Origin of the sequence: Rhizobium giardinii bv. giardinii H152 (genome assembly GCF_000379605.1) — a bacterium.
Lineage (GTDB): Bacteria > Pseudomonadota > Alphaproteobacteria > Rhizobiales > Rhizobiaceae > Pararhizobium > Pararhizobium giardinii.
Window position 1 is genome coordinate 40,013 of record NZ_KB902684.1, and the last position, 18,414, is coordinate 58,426.

16 protein-coding genes are annotated in these 18,414 nt (G+C 62.7%); 8 read left to right on the plus strand and 8 right to left on the minus strand.

Annotated features, from left to right (window positions below):
- Window positions 1–54: 54 nt before the first annotated feature.
- Both A3AY_RS0119740 and A3AY_RS0119745 read left to right on the plus strand, forming a co-directional pair.
- The gene (locus tag A3AY_RS0119740; protein ID WP_026203631.1) at window positions 55–2,187 is read left to right on the plus strand and encodes a molybdopterin-containing oxidoreductase family protein; all 2,133 of its coding nucleotides are present in this window, start codon (window positions 55–57) and stop codon (window positions 2,185–2,187) included.
- Between the two features lie 7 nt (window positions 2,188–2,194).
- On the plus strand, window positions 2,195–2,791 hold the full coding sequence (locus tag A3AY_RS0119745; RefSeq protein ID WP_018327398.1) for an NUDIX domain-containing protein: 597 nt from the start codon (window positions 2,195–2,197) through the stop codon (window positions 2,789–2,791).
- A gap of 2 nt (window positions 2,792–2,793) precedes the next feature.
- On the opposite strand, the gene A3AY_RS0119750 is transcribed toward A3AY_RS0119745, so the two are convergent.
- The 3 genes from A3AY_RS0119750 to purM form a co-directional block, all read right to left on the minus strand.
- The gene (locus A3AY_RS0119750; RefSeq protein WP_018327399.1) at window positions 2,794–3,057 is read right to left on the minus strand and encodes a hypothetical protein; all 264 of its coding nucleotides are present in this window, start codon (window positions 3,055–3,057) and stop codon (window positions 2,794–2,796) included.
- Between the two features lie 153 nt (window positions 3,058–3,210).
- On the minus strand, window positions 3,211–3,843 hold the full coding sequence (gene purN, locus A3AY_RS35605) for a phosphoribosylglycinamide formyltransferase (protein WP_018327400.1): 633 nt from the start codon (window positions 3,841–3,843) through the stop codon (window positions 3,211–3,213).
- On the minus strand, window positions 3,840–4,910 hold the full coding sequence (gene purM, locus A3AY_RS0119760) for a phosphoribosylformylglycinamidine cyclo-ligase (protein ID WP_018327401.1): 1,071 nt from the start codon (window positions 4,908–4,910) through the stop codon (window positions 3,840–3,842). The genes purN and purM overlap by 4 nt, the downstream gene beginning before the upstream one ends.
- A 218-nt stretch (window positions 4,911–5,128) precedes the next feature.
- On the opposite strand from purM, the gene A3AY_RS35610 reads away from it, so the two are divergent.
- From A3AY_RS35610 to A3AY_RS39270, 5 genes are all read left to right on the plus strand, one after another.
- Window positions 5,129–6,250: an AI-2E family transporter gene (locus A3AY_RS35610; RefSeq protein ID WP_018327402.1), complete on the plus strand. Its 1,122-nt coding sequence runs from the start codon at window positions 5,129–5,131 to the stop codon at window positions 6,248–6,250.
- A 7-nt stretch (window positions 6,251–6,257) separates the two neighbouring features.
- The gene (gene hdaA / locus A3AY_RS0119770) at window positions 6,258–6,944 is read left to right on the plus strand and encodes a DnaA regulatory inactivator HdaA (RefSeq protein WP_018327403.1); all 687 of its coding nucleotides are present in this window, start codon (window positions 6,258–6,260) and stop codon (window positions 6,942–6,944) included.
- A 65-nt stretch (window positions 6,945–7,009) separates the two neighbouring features.
- On the plus strand, window positions 7,010–9,205 hold the full coding sequence (locus A3AY_RS0119775) for an RNA degradosome polyphosphate kinase (RefSeq protein WP_018327404.1): 2,196 nt from the start codon (window positions 7,010–7,012) through the stop codon (window positions 9,203–9,205).
- Window positions 9,206–9,217: 12 nt separating this feature from the next.
- Window positions 9,218–10,738 (plus strand): exopolyphosphatase, encoded by a 1,521-nt coding sequence (ppx, locus tag A3AY_RS0119780; protein WP_018327405.1) that lies wholly within the window; start codon window positions 9,218–9,220, stop codon window positions 10,736–10,738.
- A gap of 209 nt (window positions 10,739–10,947) precedes the next feature.
- The gene (locus A3AY_RS39270) at window positions 10,948–12,009 is read left to right on the plus strand and encodes a calcium-binding protein (protein ID WP_018327406.1); all 1,062 of its coding nucleotides are present in this window, start codon (window positions 10,948–10,950) and stop codon (window positions 12,007–12,009) included.
- Window positions 12,010–12,116: 107 nt separating this feature from the next.
- On the opposite strand, the gene A3AY_RS35620 is transcribed toward A3AY_RS39270, so the two are convergent.
- The 4 genes from A3AY_RS35620 to A3AY_RS0119805 form a co-directional block, all read right to left on the minus strand.
- Window positions 12,117–13,187: an adenylate/guanylate cyclase domain-containing protein gene (locus A3AY_RS35620; protein WP_051108376.1), complete on the minus strand. Its 1,071-nt coding sequence runs from the start codon at window positions 13,185–13,187 to the stop codon at window positions 12,117–12,119.
- 161 nt (window positions 13,188–13,348) lie between these two features.
- A complete protein-coding gene (gene rnd / locus A3AY_RS0119795) occupies window positions 13,349–14,494 on the minus strand; it encodes a ribonuclease D (RefSeq protein WP_018327408.1) in 1,146 nt (381 codons plus the stop codon).
- 84 nt (window positions 14,495–14,578) lie between these two features.
- Window positions 14,579–15,982, minus strand: coding sequence for a multicopper oxidase family protein (locus tag A3AY_RS0119800; protein WP_018327409.1), 1,404 nt, complete (start codon window positions 15,980–15,982; stop codon window positions 14,579–14,581).
- A gap of 89 nt (window positions 15,983–16,071) precedes the next feature.
- Complete coding sequence (locus A3AY_RS0119805) at window positions 16,072–17,310, minus strand: MFS transporter (RefSeq protein ID WP_018327410.1); 1,239 nt, start codon at window positions 17,308–17,310, stop codon at window positions 16,072–16,074.
- Between A3AY_RS0119805 and A3AY_RS39275 the strand changes: the two genes are divergently transcribed.
- Window positions 17,309–17,464 (plus strand): hypothetical protein, encoded by a 156-nt coding sequence (locus A3AY_RS39275; RefSeq protein WP_018327411.1) that lies wholly within the window; start codon window positions 17,309–17,311, stop codon window positions 17,462–17,464. The two genes, A3AY_RS0119805 and A3AY_RS39275, sit on opposite strands and share 2 nt — an antisense overlap.
- Window positions 17,465–17,469: 5 nt before the next feature.
- Here A3AY_RS39275 and A3AY_RS37105 read toward each other — a convergent pair whose 3' ends face one another.
- On the minus strand, window positions 17,470–18,306 hold the full coding sequence (locus A3AY_RS37105) for a class I SAM-dependent methyltransferase (protein WP_018327412.1): 837 nt from the start codon (window positions 18,304–18,306) through the stop codon (window positions 17,470–17,472).
- Between the last annotated feature and the right edge of the window lie 108 nt (window positions 18,307–18,414).

An 18,414-nucleotide genomic window follows, 5' to 3' on the forward strand; every position in this document is an offset into this window, starting at 1 on the left:
TCCCTGATGAATTCTTTTAATGCGTGGCAAAGGGGACTTTGAGACCCTTGCGCGATGCAATATAGAAAAGCCATGAACGTTGCGACCCCCATCAAGCCAGAAAAGTCCATCGCCCATTCGGTCTGTCCGCATGACTGTCCCTCCGCCTGCGCGCTCGAAATCGACCTGACGCAGGAGGGAAGGATCGGCCGGGTTCGCGGCGCAAGCGCCAATACCTATACGGCCGGCGTCATCTGCGCCAAGGTCGCGCGCTATTCCGAGCGCATCTACCATCCGGGCCGCCTGATGGTGCCGCAGCGGCGCAAGGGGGCGAAGGGCGAGGGGAGCTGGCAGGAGATCAACTGGGACGACGCGCTCGACGAAATCGCCGGCGCGTTCGTCAGGGCCGAGCAGCAACATGGCTCCGAGGCCGTCTGGCCCTATTTCTATGCCGGCACGATGGGCCAGGTTCAGCGCGATTCGATCGAGCGTCTGCGCCATGCCAAGCGCTATTCCGGCTTCTTCGGCTCGATCTGCACCAACCTCGCCTGGACGGGGCTGACGATGGCCACGGGCTCGCTCAGAGGCCCCGATCCGCGCGAGATGGCGAAATCCGATTGCGTCGTCATCTGGGGCACCAATGCGGTGTCGACGCAGGTCAATGTGATGACCCACGCGATCAAGGCGCGCAAGGAACGCGGCGCCAGGATCGTCGTCATCGACATCTACGACAATCCGACGATCAAGCAGGCAGACATGGGGCTGGTGCTGAAGCCCGGCACCGACGCGGCGCTCGCCTGCGCCGTCATGCACATCGCCTTCCGCGACGGCTATGCGGACCGGGCCTATCTGGCAGGCTATGCCGACGATCCGGCCGGGCTCGAGAACCACCTGAGAACCCGCACGCCGGAATGGGCGTCCGCCATCACCGGCCTGCCGGTCGAGGAGATCGAGGCCTTCGGCAAGCTCGTCGGCACCACCCCGAAAACCTATTTCCGCCTCGGCTACGGCTTTACCCGCCAGCGCAACGGCGCGGTCGCCATCCATGCGGCCGCCTCGGTGGCGACCGTGCTCGGTTCCTGGAAGCACGAGGGCGGTGGCGCGTTCCACTCCAACAACGATATCTTCAGGTTCGACAAGCGCGAGTTGATGGGCTCGGCGATGCTCGACCCGGATATCCGGATGCTCGACCAGTCGCAGATCGGCCGCGTCTTGACCGGTGATGCGGACGCGCTGCGCCATCGCGGGCCGGTCACGGCGATGCTGATCCAGAACACCAATCCGGTCAACGTCGCGCCCGAGCAGCGTCTGGTGAAGCGCGGCTTCCTGCGCGACGACCTGTTCGTCGCCGTGCACGAGCAGTTCATGACCGATACGGCCAAGCTCGCCGATATCGTCCTGCCCGCCACCATGTTCCTCGAGCATGACGATCTCTATCGCGGCGGCGGCCACCAGCACATCCTGCTCGGCCCCAAGGTGGTCGAGCCGCCTTCGAGCGTGCGCACCAACCTCTTCGTCATCGAGGAACTGGCCAGGCGCCTCGGCATTGCCGACAGGCCGGGCTTCGGCCTCAGCGAGCGCGCGCATATCGACCATATCCTGGTGAGTTACGGCATCGGCTATGAAGAGCTGAAACGCGACAAATGGCTGGATGTCCAGCCGGATTTCGAGACCGCGCATTTCATCAAGGGGTTCGGCCATCCGGACGGCAAGTTCCGCTTCAAGGCCGACTGGACCGGAACGCCGGCGCCGAACCGGCCGCCGAAGGCGCTCGGCCTCTTCGGTCCGCATGCGAAACTGCCGGTATTTCCCGATCATGTCGACCTGATCGAGGTCGCGGACGAGCAGCATCCGTTCCGGCTGGCGACGTCGCCGGCGCGCTCCTTCCTGAACTCGACCTTTGCCGAGACGCCGTCCTCGATCCAGAAGGAAGGCCGCCCCGAAGCCATGATCCACGCGGATGATGCGGCGGCACTGGGCATTGCCGACGGCGATATCGTCCGGATCGGCAATGAGCGCGGCGATATCCGCCTGCACGCCAGGCTCGGCGGCGGCGCGCGGCGTGGCGTGGTGATCGCCGAGGGGCTCTGGCCGAACGATGCGCACCTGGACGGTGAGGGCATCAACGTGCTTACCGGCGCCGACGCGGCAGCGCCCTATGGCGGCGCCGCCTTCCACGACAATCACGTATGGCTGCGCAAGGATTGACCGTCGAATGACCAAATTCCGCGACGCGAAGATCGACATCCTGAAGGACGAGACGCTTTCGAAGAACTGGTACCACCTGCGCAACGTCACCTTCGATTACACCGGCTCGAACGGCGTCACGAAGAAGCTGAAGCGCGAGGTCTACGATCGCGGCAACGGCGCGACGATCCTGCTCTACGATCCCAGGCGTGACAGCGTCATCCTCGTGCGCCAGTTCCGCGTGCCCGCCCATCTGAACGGCCATTCGGGCTGGCTGCTGGAAACACCGGCCGGGCTGCTTGACGGCGATCATCCGGTCGAGGCGATCAAGCGGGAGGCGATGGAGGAAACCGGCTATCTGGTACAGGACGTGCGGCCGCTCTTCCAGGCCTTCATGTCGCCCGGTGCCGTGACCGAGACGATCCATTTCTTCGCCGCGATCATCGACGTGACGGTGCGCGCCGAAGACGGCGGCGGTGCCGCGCACGAGGACGAGGACATCGAGGTGCTCGAGGTGCCGCTCAAGGATGCCATGGCGATGATCGACAGCGGCGAGATCTGCGACGGCAAGACGATCATGCTTTTGCAATGGGCGATGCTGAATCGCACCACTTTAATGAAGTGATGTCAGATCTTGGCTGCCGGAGACTGCGACGCTCCTCCATTTTTTGAAAAGTTCAGTTCTTCCGATATCTCTTTATCGATCATTTCGTAGAGGACGGCCTCATCCAACACGTCCTCGTTTCCGACAAAACATGACACCTCAACGCGGTCGTCGTCGAAGACTGATATCTCAATTCGTTGCCCCACGACCGTTGCCGTAATATCGACGGTGTCCGGCCGATGCCTTTCCAGAAAATAATGGATGTTTGCATCGTCGAGGCGTTTCAATATTTTAAACAACGGTGATGTCACTATGGAGCCGATCTTGTTGCGTGGATCGCACGTCTAGGTTTTTTACCAATTCTTGACAGGCCGGGATGGCTTTTCGTCTTCAAGATAACGGAGAAGTCGTCAACACGCCGGTCAGGTGAGCATCCCGCCTCAGATGGCCGTCGCAACGGCCCCGCTGTCCTTCATCCACACCTTGCCCTCGGCCATGAGGCGCAGCGCCACCGGATATGTCCGGTGCTCTTCGACCAAAACCCGCGCAGCAAGCATTTCCGCGGTATCGCCCGGTAGGACCGGCACCTTGGCCTGGAGGATGACCGGTCCCTCGTCCATGCCCTCGGTGACGAAGTGCACGGTGCAGCCGGCTTCTACCATGCCGGCGTCGATGGCGCGCTGATGGGTGTGGAGACCTGGAAAAAGCGGCAAGAGGGACGGGTGGATGTTGATGATCCGGCCCTCGTAGCGATTGATGAAGGCCGCACTCAGGAGCCGCATGTAACCGGCAAGGCAGATGATGTCGGGCGAAAGGCTTTCAAGCGCTGACAGGATCGCCGCTTCATGCGCGTCCTTGCTGTCATAATCCTTGCGCGCGAACGAAAAGGTCGGAATGCCGAGTGCCGCTGCCTTGGCAAGCCCGCCGGCGTCGGCCTTGTCCGAAATCACGCCAACGATCTCAGCGGGAAAATCCGGTTCCGAGGCCGCTTTCGCGAGCGCCAGCATGTTGGAGCCGCCGCCGGAAATGAACACCACGACCCGCTTGCGGGCCGTTTTCACCGTATCGTTCATAGGGCGAGCGTGCCCTTGTAGATCGTGCCGGCGGCACCGTCCTCGCGGGCCACCATGCGGCCGAGCGCAAAGACGGTCTCACCTTCGGCCTTGAGAACCGAAGCGACCTTCTCGGCATCATCGGCCGCGACGACGACGATCATGCCGACGCCGCAATTGAAAGTGCGCAGCATCTCGTTGGCGGCAACGCCACCGGTCTTGGCAAGCCAGGAAAACACGGCCGGCGGCTTTATGGCGGAAAGATCGATCTCGGCGGCAAGGTGCTTGGGCAGCACGCGCGGAATGTTTTCCGGAAAGCCGCCGCCGGTGATGTGGGCAAGCGCCTTCAGCGCACCGGTCTCGCGGATGGCCTTCAAAAGCGGCTTCACATAGATGCGCGTCGGCGTCATCAGCACGTCCGCCAAGGTGCCTTCGCCGAAGGGAGCCGGCGCGTCCCAGGCAAGGCCGGACAGCGAAACGATCTTGCGCACCAGCGAATAGCCGTTCGAATGAACGCCGGAGGAGGCGAGACCAAGGATGACGTCGCCCTCGGCGATATCGCCGGCCGGCAGCAGTTGCCCGCGTTCGGCCGCACCGACGGCGAAGCCTGCGAGGTCGTAATCCCCGCCCGAATACATGCCCGGCATTTCGGCCGTCTCGCCACCGATCAGCGCGCAGCCGGCCTCGCGGCAACCGGCCGCGATGCCGCCGACAATCGAGGCACCCTGGTCGGGATCGAGCTTGCCGGTGGCGAAGTAGTCGAGGAAGAACAAGGGTTCGGCGCCCTGCACGACGAGATCGTTGACGCACATGGCAACGAGATCGATGCCGACGGTGTCGTGCTTGTTGGCATCGATGGCGATCTTCAGTTTGGTGCCGACGCCGTCGTTGGCGGCAACCAGAACCGGGTCGGTGAAGCCGGCCGCCTTCAGGTCGAACAGGCCGCCGAAGCCGCCAATCTCGCCGTCGGCGCCGGGACGCCGGGTCGAGCGCACATGCGGCTTGATCTTTTCCACCAAAAGGTTTCCGGCGTCGATGTCCACACCCGCATCGCTGTAGGTCAGACCGTTCTTTCCTGGCTCGCTCATGGCTTGATCTCCGCCGGCTTGTCGTTTTGGCATTGCGATTGGCATGACGATCAGGGAAGTGCAAGCATATTGCCCCTGAAACTCCCGCTTTTTTACTGTTTCGCTGCGTTGTCGCGGCCGTTTGCAGCCTTAGGCTTGACCGCGGTTGGTGGCGCATCCTATCTCCAGAGGCAGGAGCGCGTTTGCGGCTTTCAAGCACGGGGCATCGGAATAGCGGCATGGTCAACAAATTGAGCAGCAGCGGACTGCGGCGCCAGGCCATCTTCTGGGCGCTGTTTCTCGCTGCCTTCGTCGCCTTCCTGATGGTATTCTCGACGATCCTCCTGCCGTTCATCGCCGGCATGGCGCTCGCCTATTTCCTCGATCCTGTCGCCGACCGGCTGGAAAAGCTGGGCTTGAGCCGCCTGATGGCGACGGTCGTCATCCTGATCGCCTTCATCTTTGTCTTTGCCCTGTCGCTCGTCGTCATCATTCCGATCGTCTTCACCCAGGCTGCCGATTTCATCCAGAAGATGCCGGGCTACATCGCCAAGCTGCAGGAATTCGTCACCAGCCCGCAAACCGGCTGGCTTCCGGACTGGGTGGCCGGACAGATGGATACGATCAAGCAGAACTCGGCCAAACTGCTCGAACAGGGCGCCAGCTTCCTCGGCACGCTGTTCCAACAGTTATGGAATTCGGGCATGGCGCTGCTCGACATCATCTCGCTGTTGATCGTCACCCCGGTCGTCGCCTTCTATCTGCTGCTCGACTGGGACCGGATGGTGGAGACGGTCGACGGCTGGATCCCGCGCGACCACGTCGCCACCGTTCGCCAGATCGCTCTTGAGATGAACCTGACGATTGCCGGTTTCGTGCGCGGCCAGGGGTCGCTGTGCATCATTCTCGGCCTGTTCTATGGCACCGCACTGTCCTTCGTCGGCCTGAACTTCGGCCTGCTGATCGGCCTGTTTGCCGGCATGATCAGCTTCATTCCCTATGTCGGCTCGCTCGTCGGCCTCGTCCTTGCCGTCGGCGTGGCGCTCGTCCAGTTCTGGCCGGACTATCTTCACATCGGCATCGTGGCCGTCATCTTTTTTGTCGGGCAGTTTCTCGAAGGTAACATCCTCCAGCCGCGCCTGGTCGGCAAAAGCGTCGGGCTGCATCCGGTCTGGCTGATGTTTGCGCTGCTCGCGTTCGGCGCCCTGTTCGGCTTCGTCGGGCTGCTGGTGGCGGTGCCGTCGGCGGCCGCCATCGGCGTGCTTGTCCGCTTCGGCCTCGGGCGTTACCTTGACAGCACGCTCTATCACGGCCACCGGACCGGCAAGACGACAGCGCCGGAACAGCAATTTCCAGAGTAAACAGCGTATGGTCCGCAAGTTCGAACAACTGCCGCTCGTTTTCCAGCACGAGCCTCAGACGGGTCGGGACGATCTTCTGGTTTCCGAACGGCTGAAGGCAGCCGTCTCCATGATCGACAGCTGGCCGCGCTGGCCGTCGCCCGTCGTCATCCTGGCCGGACCCGTCGGATCGGGAAAATCGCATCTGGCGGCCATCTGGCGGGAAACGAGCGGCGCCGTCGCCATTCATCCGACAGCGGGCAGCGACGCGGCTGATGTCGCGGCAAAGAGCCCCGTCCTGTTCGAGGACGCCGACCGGCGGGGTTTTGACGACCGCGCCCTGTTCCACGTCATCAACAGCGTGCGCGAAAACGGCAGCAGCCTGCTGATCACCAGCCGTCTTTGGCCGATGTCCTGGCCGGTCGAGCTTGCCGACCTGCGCTCGCGCCTGAAGGCCGCGACGGTGGTCGAGATCGGCGAGCCGGACGACGAGCTGCTGGCCCAGGTCCTGGTCAAGCTGCTGTCCGACCGCCAGCTTGCGCTCGACGACCGCCTGATCGGCTACATCGTGGCGCGCATGGAGCGTTCGCTCGAATCGGCCCAGGCGATCGTCGAGCGGCTGGACCATCTGGCCCTGGCGCGCGGCACGCGCATCAACAGGGCGCTGGCGTCGGAAGTGCTCAACACTGTTGGAACGGCGCGCGAATTCGATTGACTGTCACAGTTCCGTCGTCAAACTGGGCTAACTGCTGGAAGAAAATCAGGAAATAGGCCGGGACAATGGATACCTCGACATCTGCGACCACTGCGACCACTGCCAGTGCACCGGTGGCCGACGCCATCGACCTCATGAGCAGTCCGGAACGCTTCATCAACCGCGAATTCTCCTGGCTCCAGTTCAATCGCCGGGTTCTCGAGGAAACGCTGAACACGGCGCATCCGTTGCTTGAGCGGGTGCGCTTCCTGTCGATTTCCGCCGCCAACCTCGACGAGTTCTTCATGGTCCGCGTCGCCGGTCTGGAAGGCCAGGTTCGCCAGGGCGTGCTGGTGCGTAGCCCGGATGGCAAGACGCCTGTCGAGCAGCTGGAAGACATCCTCAAGGAAATCGACAACCTGCAGATGGAACAGCAGGCCTCGCTTGCGGTCCTGCAACAATATCTCGCCAAGGAGGACATTCTCATCGTCCGCCCGGTGTCGCTGTCCGTGCAGGACCGGGCCTGGCTGGCGAACGAATTCGAACAGTCGATCTTTCCGGTGCTCACTCCCCTTTCAATCGATCCGGCGCACCCGTTCCCGTTCATCCCCAATCTCGGCTTCACCATGGGGCTGCAGCTCGTCAGCAAGAGCGGCCGCGAGCCGATGACGGCGCTGTTGCGCCTGCCGGTCGCGCTCGACCGGTTCATCCGGCTGCCGGATGCCAAGTCCGTCATCCGCTACATCACGCTGGAAGATGCCGTCAGCCTGTTCATCGAGCGGCTGTTCCCCGGCTATGAGGTGAAGGGCTCGGGCACGTTCCGCATCATCAGGGATAGCGATATCGAAGTCGAGGAAGAGGCCGAAGACCTCGTGCGCTTCTTCGAGACGGCACTGAAACGGCGGCGGCGCGGCTCGGTGATCCGCATCGAGATCGATTCCGAGATGCCGCTGGAATTGCGCCATTTCGTCGTCGGCGAGCTGAACGTTCCGGAAAACCGGGTCGCCGTGCTGCCGGGTCTGCTGGCGCTCAACACGCTCTCCGAGATCACCAAGGCGCCGCGCGACGATCTGCGCTTCGAGCCGTACAATGCGCGATTTCCCGAGCGCGTCCGTGAACATGCCGGAGACTGCCTCGCCGCCATCCGCGAAAAGGACATGGTCGTCCACCACCCCTATGAAAGCTTCGACGTGGTGGTCCAGTTTCTGCTCCAGGCTGCGCGCGATCCTGAGGTTCTGGCGATAAAGCAGACGCTTTACCGGACCTCCAACGACAGCCCGATCGTGCGTGCGCTGATCGATGCGGCCGAAGCCGGCAAGTCGGTGACGGCGCTGGTCGAGCTCAAGGCGCGTTTCGACGAGGAGGCCAATATCCGCTGGGCGCGCGACCTCGAACGTGCCGGCGTGCAGGTGGTGTTCGGCTTCATCGAGTTGAAGACGCATGCGAAGATGTCGATGGTGGTGCGCCGCGAGGAGGGCAAGCTCAGGACCTATTGCCATCTCGGCACCGGCAACTACCATCCGGTCACGGCGAAGATCTATACCGACCTGTCCTTCTTCACCTGCAATCCGAAGATTGCCCATGACATGGCCAACATCTTCAACTTCATCACCGGCTATGGCGAGCCAGAGGCCGGCATGAAGCTCGCCTTTTCGCCGCACACGCTACGGCCGCGCATCCTGCAGCATATCGCCGAGGAGGTCGCCCATGCCGAGGCCGGTGGTCCGGCCGCGATCTGGATGAAATTGAACTCGCTGGTGGATCCGGAGATCATCGACGCGCTCTACCGCGCCAGCCAGGCCGGCGTCGAGATCGACCTGGTCGTGCGCGGCATCTGCTGCCTGCGGCCGCAGGTGCCGGGGCTGTCCGACAATATCCGCGTCAAGTCGATCGTCGGGCGTTTCCTTGAACATTCGCGGATCTTCTGTTTCGGCAACGGCCATGGACTTCCCTCCGAGCACGCGCTTGTATATATCGGGTCGGCGGACATGATGCCGCGCAATCTGGACCGGCGGGTGGAGACCCTTGTGCCTCTCATCAACCGGACTGTGCATGAACAGGTGCTATCGCAGATCATGCTGGGTAATCTCATCGATAACCAGCAGAGCTACGAGATCCTTCCGGACGGAACGTCGCGGCGCATCGAAGTCGCCCGCGATTCCGAGCCCTTCAATGCGCAGGTCTATTTCATGACCAATCCCAGCCTCTCGGGGCGGGGTGAGGCCCTGAAATCCAGTACACCCAAGGTCATTGCCGGCTGGAACAGCCGCCGCAGAAAATAAAACTGGAACTGCATGGTAGAATCTGAAGCCCAGGGGCGTCTGCCTGGAATTGCCCCGGTCTCCGTCGTGGATATCGGCTCGAACTCGATTCGACTGGTGATCTATGAGGGGCTGAGCCGCTCCCCCGCCGTGCTGTTCAACGAAAAGGTCATGTGCGGTCTCGGCAAGGGCATCGACGCGACCGGACGCATGGACGCCGAAAGCGTCGAGCGGGCGCTGAAGGCACTGCATCGCTTCAGGGCGCTGTCGACGCAGGCGCGTGCCTCGACCGTCTTCGTGCTGGCTACCGCCGCTGCCCGCGATGCCTCGAACGGTCCGGATTTCATCCGCCGGGCCGAGATCATCCTCGGCCAGAAGGTCCGCATGCTGACCGGCGAGGAGGAAGCCTATTTCTCCGCGATGGGCATCATCAGCGGCTACCACGACCCGGACGGCATTGTCGGCGATCTCGGCGGCGGTTCGCTCGAGCTTGTCGATGTCGTCGGCACCAAGGTCGGCAAGGGCATCACCCTGCCGCTCGGCGGCATCCGCCTGTCGGAACATGCCGATGGGTCGATCGTCAAGGCGCGCAGCCATGTGCGCCGCTACATGAAGGGCGCGCAGGTGCTGCAGAACGTCGCGGGCCGCACCTTCTACGCCGTCGGCGGTACCTGGCGGTCGATCGCCAAGCTGCATATGGAGATGCGCAACTACCCGCTGCACATGATGCAGGGCTATGAGATTTCCTATGAGGAAGCCATTGCCTTCCTGCCCGAGGTGATCGAGCCGAAGGACACCAAGTCGCCCGCCTATGCGAGCATCTCGAAGACTCGCCGCGCACTGCTGCCCTTCGGCGCCATTGCCATGCAGGAAGCGATCGTGCAGATGAAACCGGCACGCATCTCGTTTTCAGCGCTCGGCGTTCGCGAGGGCTATCTGTTTTCGCTATTGTCGGAAACCGTGCGCGCCCATGATCCGCTGCTGACGGCGGCCCGCGAAATCGCCATCCTGCGCGCCCGCTCGCCCGAGCATGCGCGCGAGCTCGCCGATTGGAGCGGTAAGATGGTGCCGCATTTCGGCATCACCGAGACAGAGGAGGAGGGGCGCTACCGTCAGGCGGCCTGTCTGCTCGCCGATATCAGCTGGCGCGCCCATCCGGATTACCGCGGCCTGCAGGCGCTCAACATCATCGCCCACAGCACCTTTTCCGGCATCACCCATGCCGGCCGCGCCTATATCGCGCTCGCCAACTACTATCGTTTCGAGGGCCTGAACGACGACGGCGCCACCGAGCCGCTCGCCGCGATCGCCACGCCGCGCCTGCTGGAACTCGCCAAGCTGCTCGGCGGCCTGCTCAGGGTCGTTTACCTGTTCTCCGCCTCGATGCCGGGCATCGTCCGCAATCTCGATATCCGCCGGTCCCGTACCCCGGACCTCGATCTCGAATTTGTGGTCCCCTCCGCCTATTCGGAATTCACCGGCGAACGCCTCGACGGCCGGCTGCAGCAGCTCGCCAGGCTGACGGGCAAGCGGATCGCGTTCCGGTTCGAGTAGTCGCGATTTTAGGAAAAGCGGCTTTCTGGCCAGAGGATGAGGCGGCGGCTTAAATCTGCAGATTACTGCGGTGTTACTCGGGTCGTGCCTTGCCGCTTTGTGAAGGGCATCCGACCGCCTGTTTAGTTTCATTGCAAAACGGACGACCGGATATATAGTTCGCGCGGCCGAGCGGCGGATATGCCGATCTATTGAAACAGGATCCCAGAATGGCGGTATTGACCTACAGAAATCTTGGCGACGGGGTCGATATGTCCCTTGCCAACGATATCGGCAGCCTGTTCGACTACGCCAACTTTAACTGGAGTTCCACCGCGATCGCCTTCTACGACGATTTGGAGAACTACGCGTATTTCGCTGGCAGGAACCTGTCCGCGGAAACCAGCCACGGCCGGTTCAAAGATATTACCGCCGGTACGCTCACGAACCTCGCGCTCGTTGAGGATAACGTCGTTGTGTTCCGGGTCACCGACGCCAACATTTCGGCGGCCAGGATAGCAGATGCGATCCAGACGAATGATGGTGCGAGTTTCTTCTCGCTGATGCTCGCCGGCAACGATACCGTCAACGGGACACGTTACGCGGACGGATTGCTAGGGCTGGCGGGAAACGACACGCTGAACGGCGATGGCGGCAACGATGTACTCGCTGGCGGTGCCGGGGCTGATGAACTGATGGGCGGCAGCGGCAAGGATACCGCGACATATGTCCTTGCGACCGCCGGCTTGACGGCGAGCCTTGTGAATCCCGATGTTAATACGGGCGAAGCCAAGGGCGATACCTATACCGACATCGAAGGCCTCACCGGCTCCAATTTTGCCGACAGATTGACCGGCGACGGAAATGCAAATGCCATCGTCGCCGGTTACGGTAATGACCGGATCGCCGGTGGCTCGGGTGATGATCGGCTGGCGGGTCAGTTCGGCGCCGACGATCTTTTCGGTGGCGCAGGCGCCGACAGGTTCCGTTACGATGACCTCTGGGAATCGACCGTGGCCTCAGCCGGTCGCGACACGATCTTCGATTTCTCCGGGGCCGAGGGCGATCGGATCGACCTGCGCCTCATCGACGCGCGCTACGGCACCCCGGACAATCAGGCGTTCGCCTTCATCGGCACCGCCGGCTTCCACGGCAAGGCGGGTGAGCTCCGTTACGAGAAGAAAGCCTCCGATACCTATATCTACGCCGACGTCAACGGCGACGGGAAGGCCGACTTTTCCATCCATCTCGATGATGCCGTGACCATGAGCAAGGGTTCTTTCTTCCTCTGATCGGACGCTGCCCGCCTTGATCGAAAGGCCCCGCAGTTGACATTGCGGGGCGGCAGCGCGGGCCGCCATTCTCAGCCGAATCTGGTGACGGCGTTATGGCCTGCCTGTCATTCGGCGGGAATCCGCAGATCGAAGGTCTCGGCGACGGCCGCGACCTTGGCCTGTGATTTCAGCGCCATGACACCGAGCGTCTGGCCTCGCCCCTTGACGGCGTGGGTGCCCAGATCCTCGATTGCGATCGCATCCGGAAGCTTGATCCGTTCGGCGAGCTCAGCCGAGATCAGCACCGGCCTGTTCAGCGTCTTGCACAGCGATTCCAGCCGCGCCGTGGTGTTCACCGTGTCGCCGAAATAGGCGATCTTGTGGTGGTGCACGCCGATCTCCGCCGTGATGATCGATCCGCCGTGAAGGGCGGCCCGCAGCCGCGGCACCTGGCCGAACCGCTTGCGCCAGGCCTCCGCATCGGCCTCGATATCGTCAAGAATATCGGAGATGCAGCGAACGCAGCGCGCATGTTTCACGCCTTTTTCCAGCGGCCATGTGACGATCGCGGCATCGCCGATGTAGTCGTCGATCGCGCCCTTGTGACGCCGGACCGGCTCCGCAAAGGCCGCAAACAGGGCCTTCAGGAACTGCTGCGCGCGCAGGTCGCCGTGCTTTTCGGCAAAGGAGGTCGAATCGGCGAGATCGATGAACAGGAAGACGCGCTCTTCCTTTACCGGCGTGCGGTAGCGGCTGATCAGCATGCTGGTGAAGACATCATGGCCGAGCAGATCGCGAACGCGCAGAATGAAGACGATCAGGGCGCAGACGGCCAGCGCATAGAGGAAGACATTGAACGGCATGACGACGATGTCGGAGAGCGACTTCGGTTCGATGAAGCCCAGCCCCCACAGCAGCAGGGCCGCAAGCGCGTAGCCCGCGCTCATCAGAACCTCATAGATGACGAGCGCCGAAACGATGAAGAGGGGCGTCGGAAGCCGCTCGATCCAACGGCTCAGCGGGCGAAACACCAGCCGTCGTTCGAAGGCGATCAGCGGGAGGCCCATGAAGGCGGCGAAGACCGCGCCGATGATCACAGGTGAGTCGGGATAAACCACAAGGCTGTAGAGCACGCCGCTCAGCGCCATGCCGAGCATGATCATCAGCCAGTTCTCTGTGGGAGATATTTCTCTCATGATACCCGGTTCGCGGTGGCAGGAGACGCCATTGTTCCACTTAAGGACGTAGGGTCAAGTAATTTCGCGTAATCTTCTTGCCGCTTTTGTGCTCATGCCCTGTTGGGCCCGGATGACGCCTAGGTTGTCGGCAGAGCACATCTGCCGACAGAGGATGCAGCCTAAAGCTCGACCGCCTCGATCTTGCGATCGACGAAACGCAGCGCGACTTCGCCATTGATCAGCTTCAGCGCGGTATCGCCGAACAGTTCGCGCCGCCAGCCCTTCAGGGCGCCGACATCGGCCTTCGGGCCTTCCGAGGCGATGCGCTCCAGATCGTCGGAATTGGCGATGATCTTGGCGGCGACCCCCTGCTTTTCCGCGATCAGCTTGAGCAGCACCTTGAGCATTTCGCTGGCGGCGGCGGCCCCTTCCGGCGACTGGTTGTGACGCGGCAGCTTCGGCATTTCCGATTTCGGCAGTTCGAGCGCGGCGTTGACGGCCTCGAGAATGGCTGCGCCCGCCGCCGAACGCTCCCAGCCCTTGGGGATGGTGCGCAGGCGCGACAGCGCTTCCACATCCTTGGGCTGCTGCTGGGCGATCTCGTAGAGCCCGTCGTCCTTCAGGATGCGGCCGCGCGGCACATTGCGGCTGCGGGCCTCGCGCTCGCGCCAGGCGGCGACCTTCTGCAGAACGGCCAGTTCCTGTGGCTTCTTCAGCCGCATCTTCAGCCGCTGCCAGGCGTCGTCCGGGTGGATGTCGTAGGTTTCCTTGGCCTCGAGGACCGCCATCTCTTCCGTCAGCCACAGCGAGCGGCCTTCGCGTTCGAGCTCTTCCTTGAGGTGCAGGTAGACCTCGCGCAGATGGGTGACGTCGGCCAGCGCATAGTCGAGCTGCTTGTCCGACAGCGGCCGGCGGCTCCAGTCGGTGAAGCGCGAGGACTTGTCGATGTGCACCCCCTTGATGCGGCTGACGAGCTGGTCGTAGGAAACGCTGTCGCCGAAGCCGCAGACCATGGCGGCAACCTGCGTATCGAAGATCGGATGCGGGATCAGCTTGCCGAGATTGTAGATGATTTCGATGTCCTGGCGCGCGGCGTGGAACACCTTGATTACATTGGTATTGGCCATCAGCTCGAAGAACGGCGCAAGGTCGATGTCCTTCACCATCGGATCGACGATGACGGCCAGGTCCGGACCTGCCATCTGGATCAGGCACAGTTGCGGCCAGAAGGTCGTCTCGCGGAGAAATTCCGTGTCGATTGTAATATACTGCCCCTCGGCCAGCTTTTCGCAGGCGGCGGCGAGTTCGGCGGTTGTCTCGATCATCAAACTTCAATCACTATGGCGGAAATGCGGCGTTAAACTCATCCGATGTATCTCTTCATGCTATCGGTCACAATGGCAAAAAGCTCAGGCGATACGGAAATATCCCGACATTCCGGTCTTCTGGTGCTCGATAATATGGCAATGCAGCAGCCAGTCGCCGGGATTGTCGGCGACGAGGCCGAGTTCGGCCTGTTCGTCCGGCAGCAACAGGATGGTGTCGGTCGGCGGCGGCAGCACGGGGCGCTTGCTGGAACTGAGGATGCGGAAGCTCAGCCCATGCAGGTGGATCGGGTGCGCATGCGGCGTGCGGTTCCTGACCTGCAGGACATAGCTCCTGCCGAGCTTCAGCTCCGCAAGTGGGGCGACGGGATCGGGCGTGTCGCCCGGCCATGCCACCTTGTTGATTGCCCAGAAGGTATAGCCGAGCGTGCCGCAGATGCCTGGTGCCGTCGCATGGTCGGCCGTTGCGGTGAAATCGAGAGGGATATGTTCGGCGGTCGAGAGATCGGCCTCGGCGATCGAATTGGCGGCAAGCGGTTTCACATCGCCGATATCGCGCTTCAGCGACGCGCCGGTTGCCCGCAACGTTGCGATCGTCCAGGGCGTGGAGCCGCGGAAATTGCCGAGCCTGACCACCGCGCCCTCCGTGTCCGGCATGCGCAGGACGAGGTCGACGCGCTGGCCGGGGCCGAAATCGAGCCGGTCGAGCGGGAAGGGCGCTTCGACCGGATTGCCGTCGAGCGCGATGACGAGCGCCGGTGCGCCTTCCATTCCGAGTGTGTAGATCCGCGTGACATCGGTCGCTGCCAGCCGGACGCGCACGAGGCCACCGGATGGCGCGTCGTAGGCGGGCTCCTGGCGCCAGTTGGCCGTGCGGATCGTCCCATAGGTGCCGCCGCGTGCCGCGTCGCGGGGCTTGAAGGGCGCGATGAAGGCGCCACCGCTTCCCAGCCGCCAGTCACGCAGGTTGAGCACGATTTCCGCATCGAAGTCGGGATCGTCAGGGTTTTCGACGACGATCACGCCGGTCAGGCCGTGGCCCATCTGGGTCAGCGTGTTGCAATGCGGATGATACCAGAAGGTGCCGGCATCCGGCGGCGTGAAGGCATAGTCGAAGCCGTCGCCGGGATAGACGTAAGGTTGGGTCATCTCCGGGACGCCATCCATGGCGTTGGCGATGCGCAGGCCGTGCCAGTGCACGGTTGTCGGCTCGTCAAGACCGTTCACCAGCCGGGCGGCAAACGGCTCACCCTTTTTCATGCGGATCACCGGCGGCATGCCGGTCGCGGTGGCCTCGCTCGTCCCATAGGTCATCACCTTTGGCGTGATGCCATCCTTGGCGAGCTCTGCGTCAATGAACCGCGCCTTGAGCAGGAGCGGCGAGGGGGCGGCGGCACCGCGTCCGGCGGCAAGGCCGGCACCGAGCGAGAAGGAGGCGGCCGCGGCGGCCGATCCCTGGAGAAGCGTGCGGCGGCTGATGACTGGCATGAGGATGGTTCCGGCGGGTTTCGGCGCTTCCGTTTAAACCGGATGCCCTCGTTCAGCAATTGCAAAGCGCCGGCAGCTTGCCGCCGGGGCTAGACGTCCTTCTTCTCCCCGGGTGCTGCCGCCAGCTTGTTGAAGAAGGAGGAGGTGCGCAGCAGATTGCGGAAGCGCATGCGGCGTGCGCCTGCCGGCACCGCGCCGCGCGCCGTCATGCGCAGCAGCGTATAGAGCATGAAGGCGGCAAGCACGGCGGCGGTATAGATGAACAGCGCCTGCGGTCCGAATATATCCAGCAGGAAAGAGGCAAACAGCGGCCCGACGACGGCGCCGCACGACCAGAAGAACAGCATGCCCGCCGACACCAGCGCATGCTGGCCCTCGGCCGCATGGTCGTTGGCATGGGCAGAACAGAGCGAGTAGAGCGGCATGGCGAAGGCGCCGAAGATGAAGATGCCGATGAAGTTCAGCCATTCGTCGCTGCCGGCGAAGAAGGCGAGGTAGAGACCGGCGATGAGCGAGCCGAAGGTGGCGAAGAGAATGATCAGCCGCCGGTCCAGCCGGTCGGAATAGAGCCCGAGCGGATATTGCAGCACCACCCCGCCGATGATGCCGGCGCTCATGAAAGTGGCGATCGCGGTGATCGACAGGCCGATACCCTCGGCATAGATCGGCCCGAGCGAGCGGAATGTCGAGTTCGTCAGCCCGACGACGATGCAGCCGACGGTCGCAAGCGGCGAGATGTTCCACAGCGCCTTGACGTCGAACTTGATTGCGTCCGGTGCGCCGGGGCTCGACCGGTCGGCAAAGGAAATCGGCACCAGCGACAGCGTCAGCGCCATCGAGACGATGGCAAACAGCTGGAAGCCCTCGATGCCGACGGTCGGGATCAGATATTGCGCTGCCGTGACTGAGCCGAGATCGACGAGCCGATAGATCGACAGCGTCCGCGCCCGGTTGGAATTGGTCACCCGCGCGTTCAGCCAGCTCTCGACGGTGGCGAACAGGCTGGCGAAACAGATGCCGGCAACCAGCCGCATCAGGAACCAGAACCACGGATCGATCAGCAGGACCATGGCGATCGACGCCGCCGAGGCGATGGCGGCCATGGCCGAAAACGTGCGGATATGGCCGATAGAGCGCAGGATGCGCGTCACATAGATGCAGCCGATGGCAAAGCCGATATTGTAGCCGGTGCCGATAAGGCCGATCAGCGAGGTCGAAAAGCCCTCATGCAGGCCCCGCAACGAAATATAGGTTCCCTGCAGCCCGTTGCCGCCGATCAGAATACCAGCCGTAACGAGGAGAGGGATGAGGGGACGTATCTGCGACATGGAAGGAGAAAATCCGGATTTCGGCGGCGACTCGCGCGGCACGTATCGCCTGCAGCCGTTTTTAGCCGTGTATCGGCTGGGAAAACAGCTAAATTCCGGCTTTTTCGTCGTTCCGGTCGAAGCCGTTGCTTTTGTGTCCGCCATCAGGCGATAGGCCGCTTAGAGTTGCGGCTTCTCCGCAACGTAAAGAAATCTGGAGAGCCTGGCGGTTGCGGCCAACTCGGCGGTCGTTGAAAGAAATGTCTGCCTGTTTTCGAACCAGCCGGCGTCCTCTTCTTTCAATAGGGCTTCGCGGCGGGATTGCCGAGCGCGACAGAGCCGCATGGCGAGACTTGCGACAGCGTCGGTGGTGTCCTTGCAACTTCGCAGCTCGAAGCCCGCTCCCTCAAGCATACCCTCATTGAAGCCCGCTGGAACGAGATGGAATTTTCCTTGGGACGCCCGGATGTCCAGTTCCTCCTTTGAGATGTCTCCGGTCAGGACGCATGCATCCGTAAGGATCAGTCGGCCGCCGGGCGTCAGCAGCCTGAACCAGTCCGCAAACACCGTTCGACGGTCGGTCAGGTGAATGATCGCATCTATGCAGGAGATGACGTCAAATTCCCCGGCTCCGAACGGTAGTGGCTGGCTGCAATCAGCGACGGCGAAGGTCGCTTGGTCAGGCAGATGCGCGCCAGCGGCAATCATTTTGGCCTGTTCGATCGCGGCTTCCTCGATGTCCACGCCCGTCAGGCGGCAGCCGGTCGCAGCGGCGATTGCAATCGATGGTCCGGCGGAGCCGCACGCGACATCAAGCAATCGGGCTTGCGGCCGCTCGTTGACGAGCCTGATGATTTCCTGTTGTTCGCCAAGCGTTCGCCAGCCCTGTTGGCCGAGATCCTCGCCATAGGCTTCCCGCCTGATGTCCGACGCCAGAATGCTGCTGAAGCGCGAATACTGGGCGCTGTAGAACTCATAGTTTCGTGTTTGGCGGGCCTGCTGTTTTTCGACGGTCATGGCCGTAGTCCTCCCGTTTGCAATCATACGCCTTGGATCGAGCGGGAGCCACTCCCCGCCAGACTGGGTTCGCATGGGCTGTCTTGCGGCCGTACCGAAGCTCCGGCC

Excerpts from the sequence above, each read along its gene's own strand:
- A3AY_RS0119740 (WP_026203631.1), top strand. The coding sequence starts at position 55 with ATGCAATATAGAAAAGCCATGAACGTTGCGACCCCCATCAAGCCAGAA.
- A3AY_RS0119745 (WP_018327398.1), top strand. The coding sequence starts at position 2,195 with ATGACCAAATTCCGCGACGCGAAGATCGACATCCTGAAGGACGAGACG.
- purN (WP_018327400.1), bottom strand. The coding sequence starts at position 3,843 with ATGAACGATACGGTGAAAACGGCCCGCAAGCGGGTCGTGGTGTTCATT.
- purM (WP_018327401.1), bottom strand. The coding sequence starts at position 4,910 with ATGAGCGAGCCAGGAAAGAACGGTCTGACCTACAGCGATGCGGGTGTG.
- A3AY_RS35610 (WP_018327402.1), top strand. The coding sequence starts at position 5,129 with ATGGTCAACAAATTGAGCAGCAGCGGACTGCGGCGCCAGGCCATCTTC.
- hdaA (WP_018327403.1), top strand. The coding sequence starts at position 6,258 with ATGGTCCGCAAGTTCGAACAACTGCCGCTCGTTTTCCAGCACGAGCCT.
- A3AY_RS0119775 (WP_018327404.1), top strand. The coding sequence starts at position 7,010 with ATGGATACCTCGACATCTGCGACCACTGCGACCACTGCCAGTGCACCG.
- ppx (WP_018327405.1), top strand. The coding sequence starts at position 9,218 with ATGGTAGAATCTGAAGCCCAGGGGCGTCTGCCTGGAATTGCCCCGGTC.
- A3AY_RS39270 (WP_018327406.1), top strand. The coding sequence starts at position 10,948 with ATGGCGGTATTGACCTACAGAAATCTTGGCGACGGGGTCGATATGTCC.
- A3AY_RS35620 (WP_051108376.1), bottom strand. The coding sequence starts at position 13,187 with ATGAGAGAAATATCTCCCACAGAGAACTGGCTGATGATCATGCTCGGC.
- rnd (WP_018327408.1), bottom strand. The coding sequence starts at position 14,494 with ATGATCGAGACAACCGCCGAACTCGCCGCCGCCTGCGAAAAGCTGGCC.
- A3AY_RS0119800 (WP_018327409.1), bottom strand. The coding sequence starts at position 15,982 with ATGCCAGTCATCAGCCGCCGCACGCTTCTCCAGGGATCGGCCGCCGCG.
- A3AY_RS39275 (WP_018327411.1), top strand. The coding sequence starts at position 17,309 with ATGGAAGGAGAAAATCCGGATTTCGGCGGCGACTCGCGCGGCACGTAT.
- A3AY_RS0119805 (WP_018327410.1), bottom strand. The coding sequence starts at position 17,310 with ATGTCGCAGATACGTCCCCTCATCCCTCTCCTCGTTACGGCTGGTATT.
- A3AY_RS37105 (WP_018327412.1), bottom strand. The coding sequence starts at position 18,306 with ATGACCGTCGAAAAACAGCAGGCCCGCCAAACACGAAACTATGAGTTC.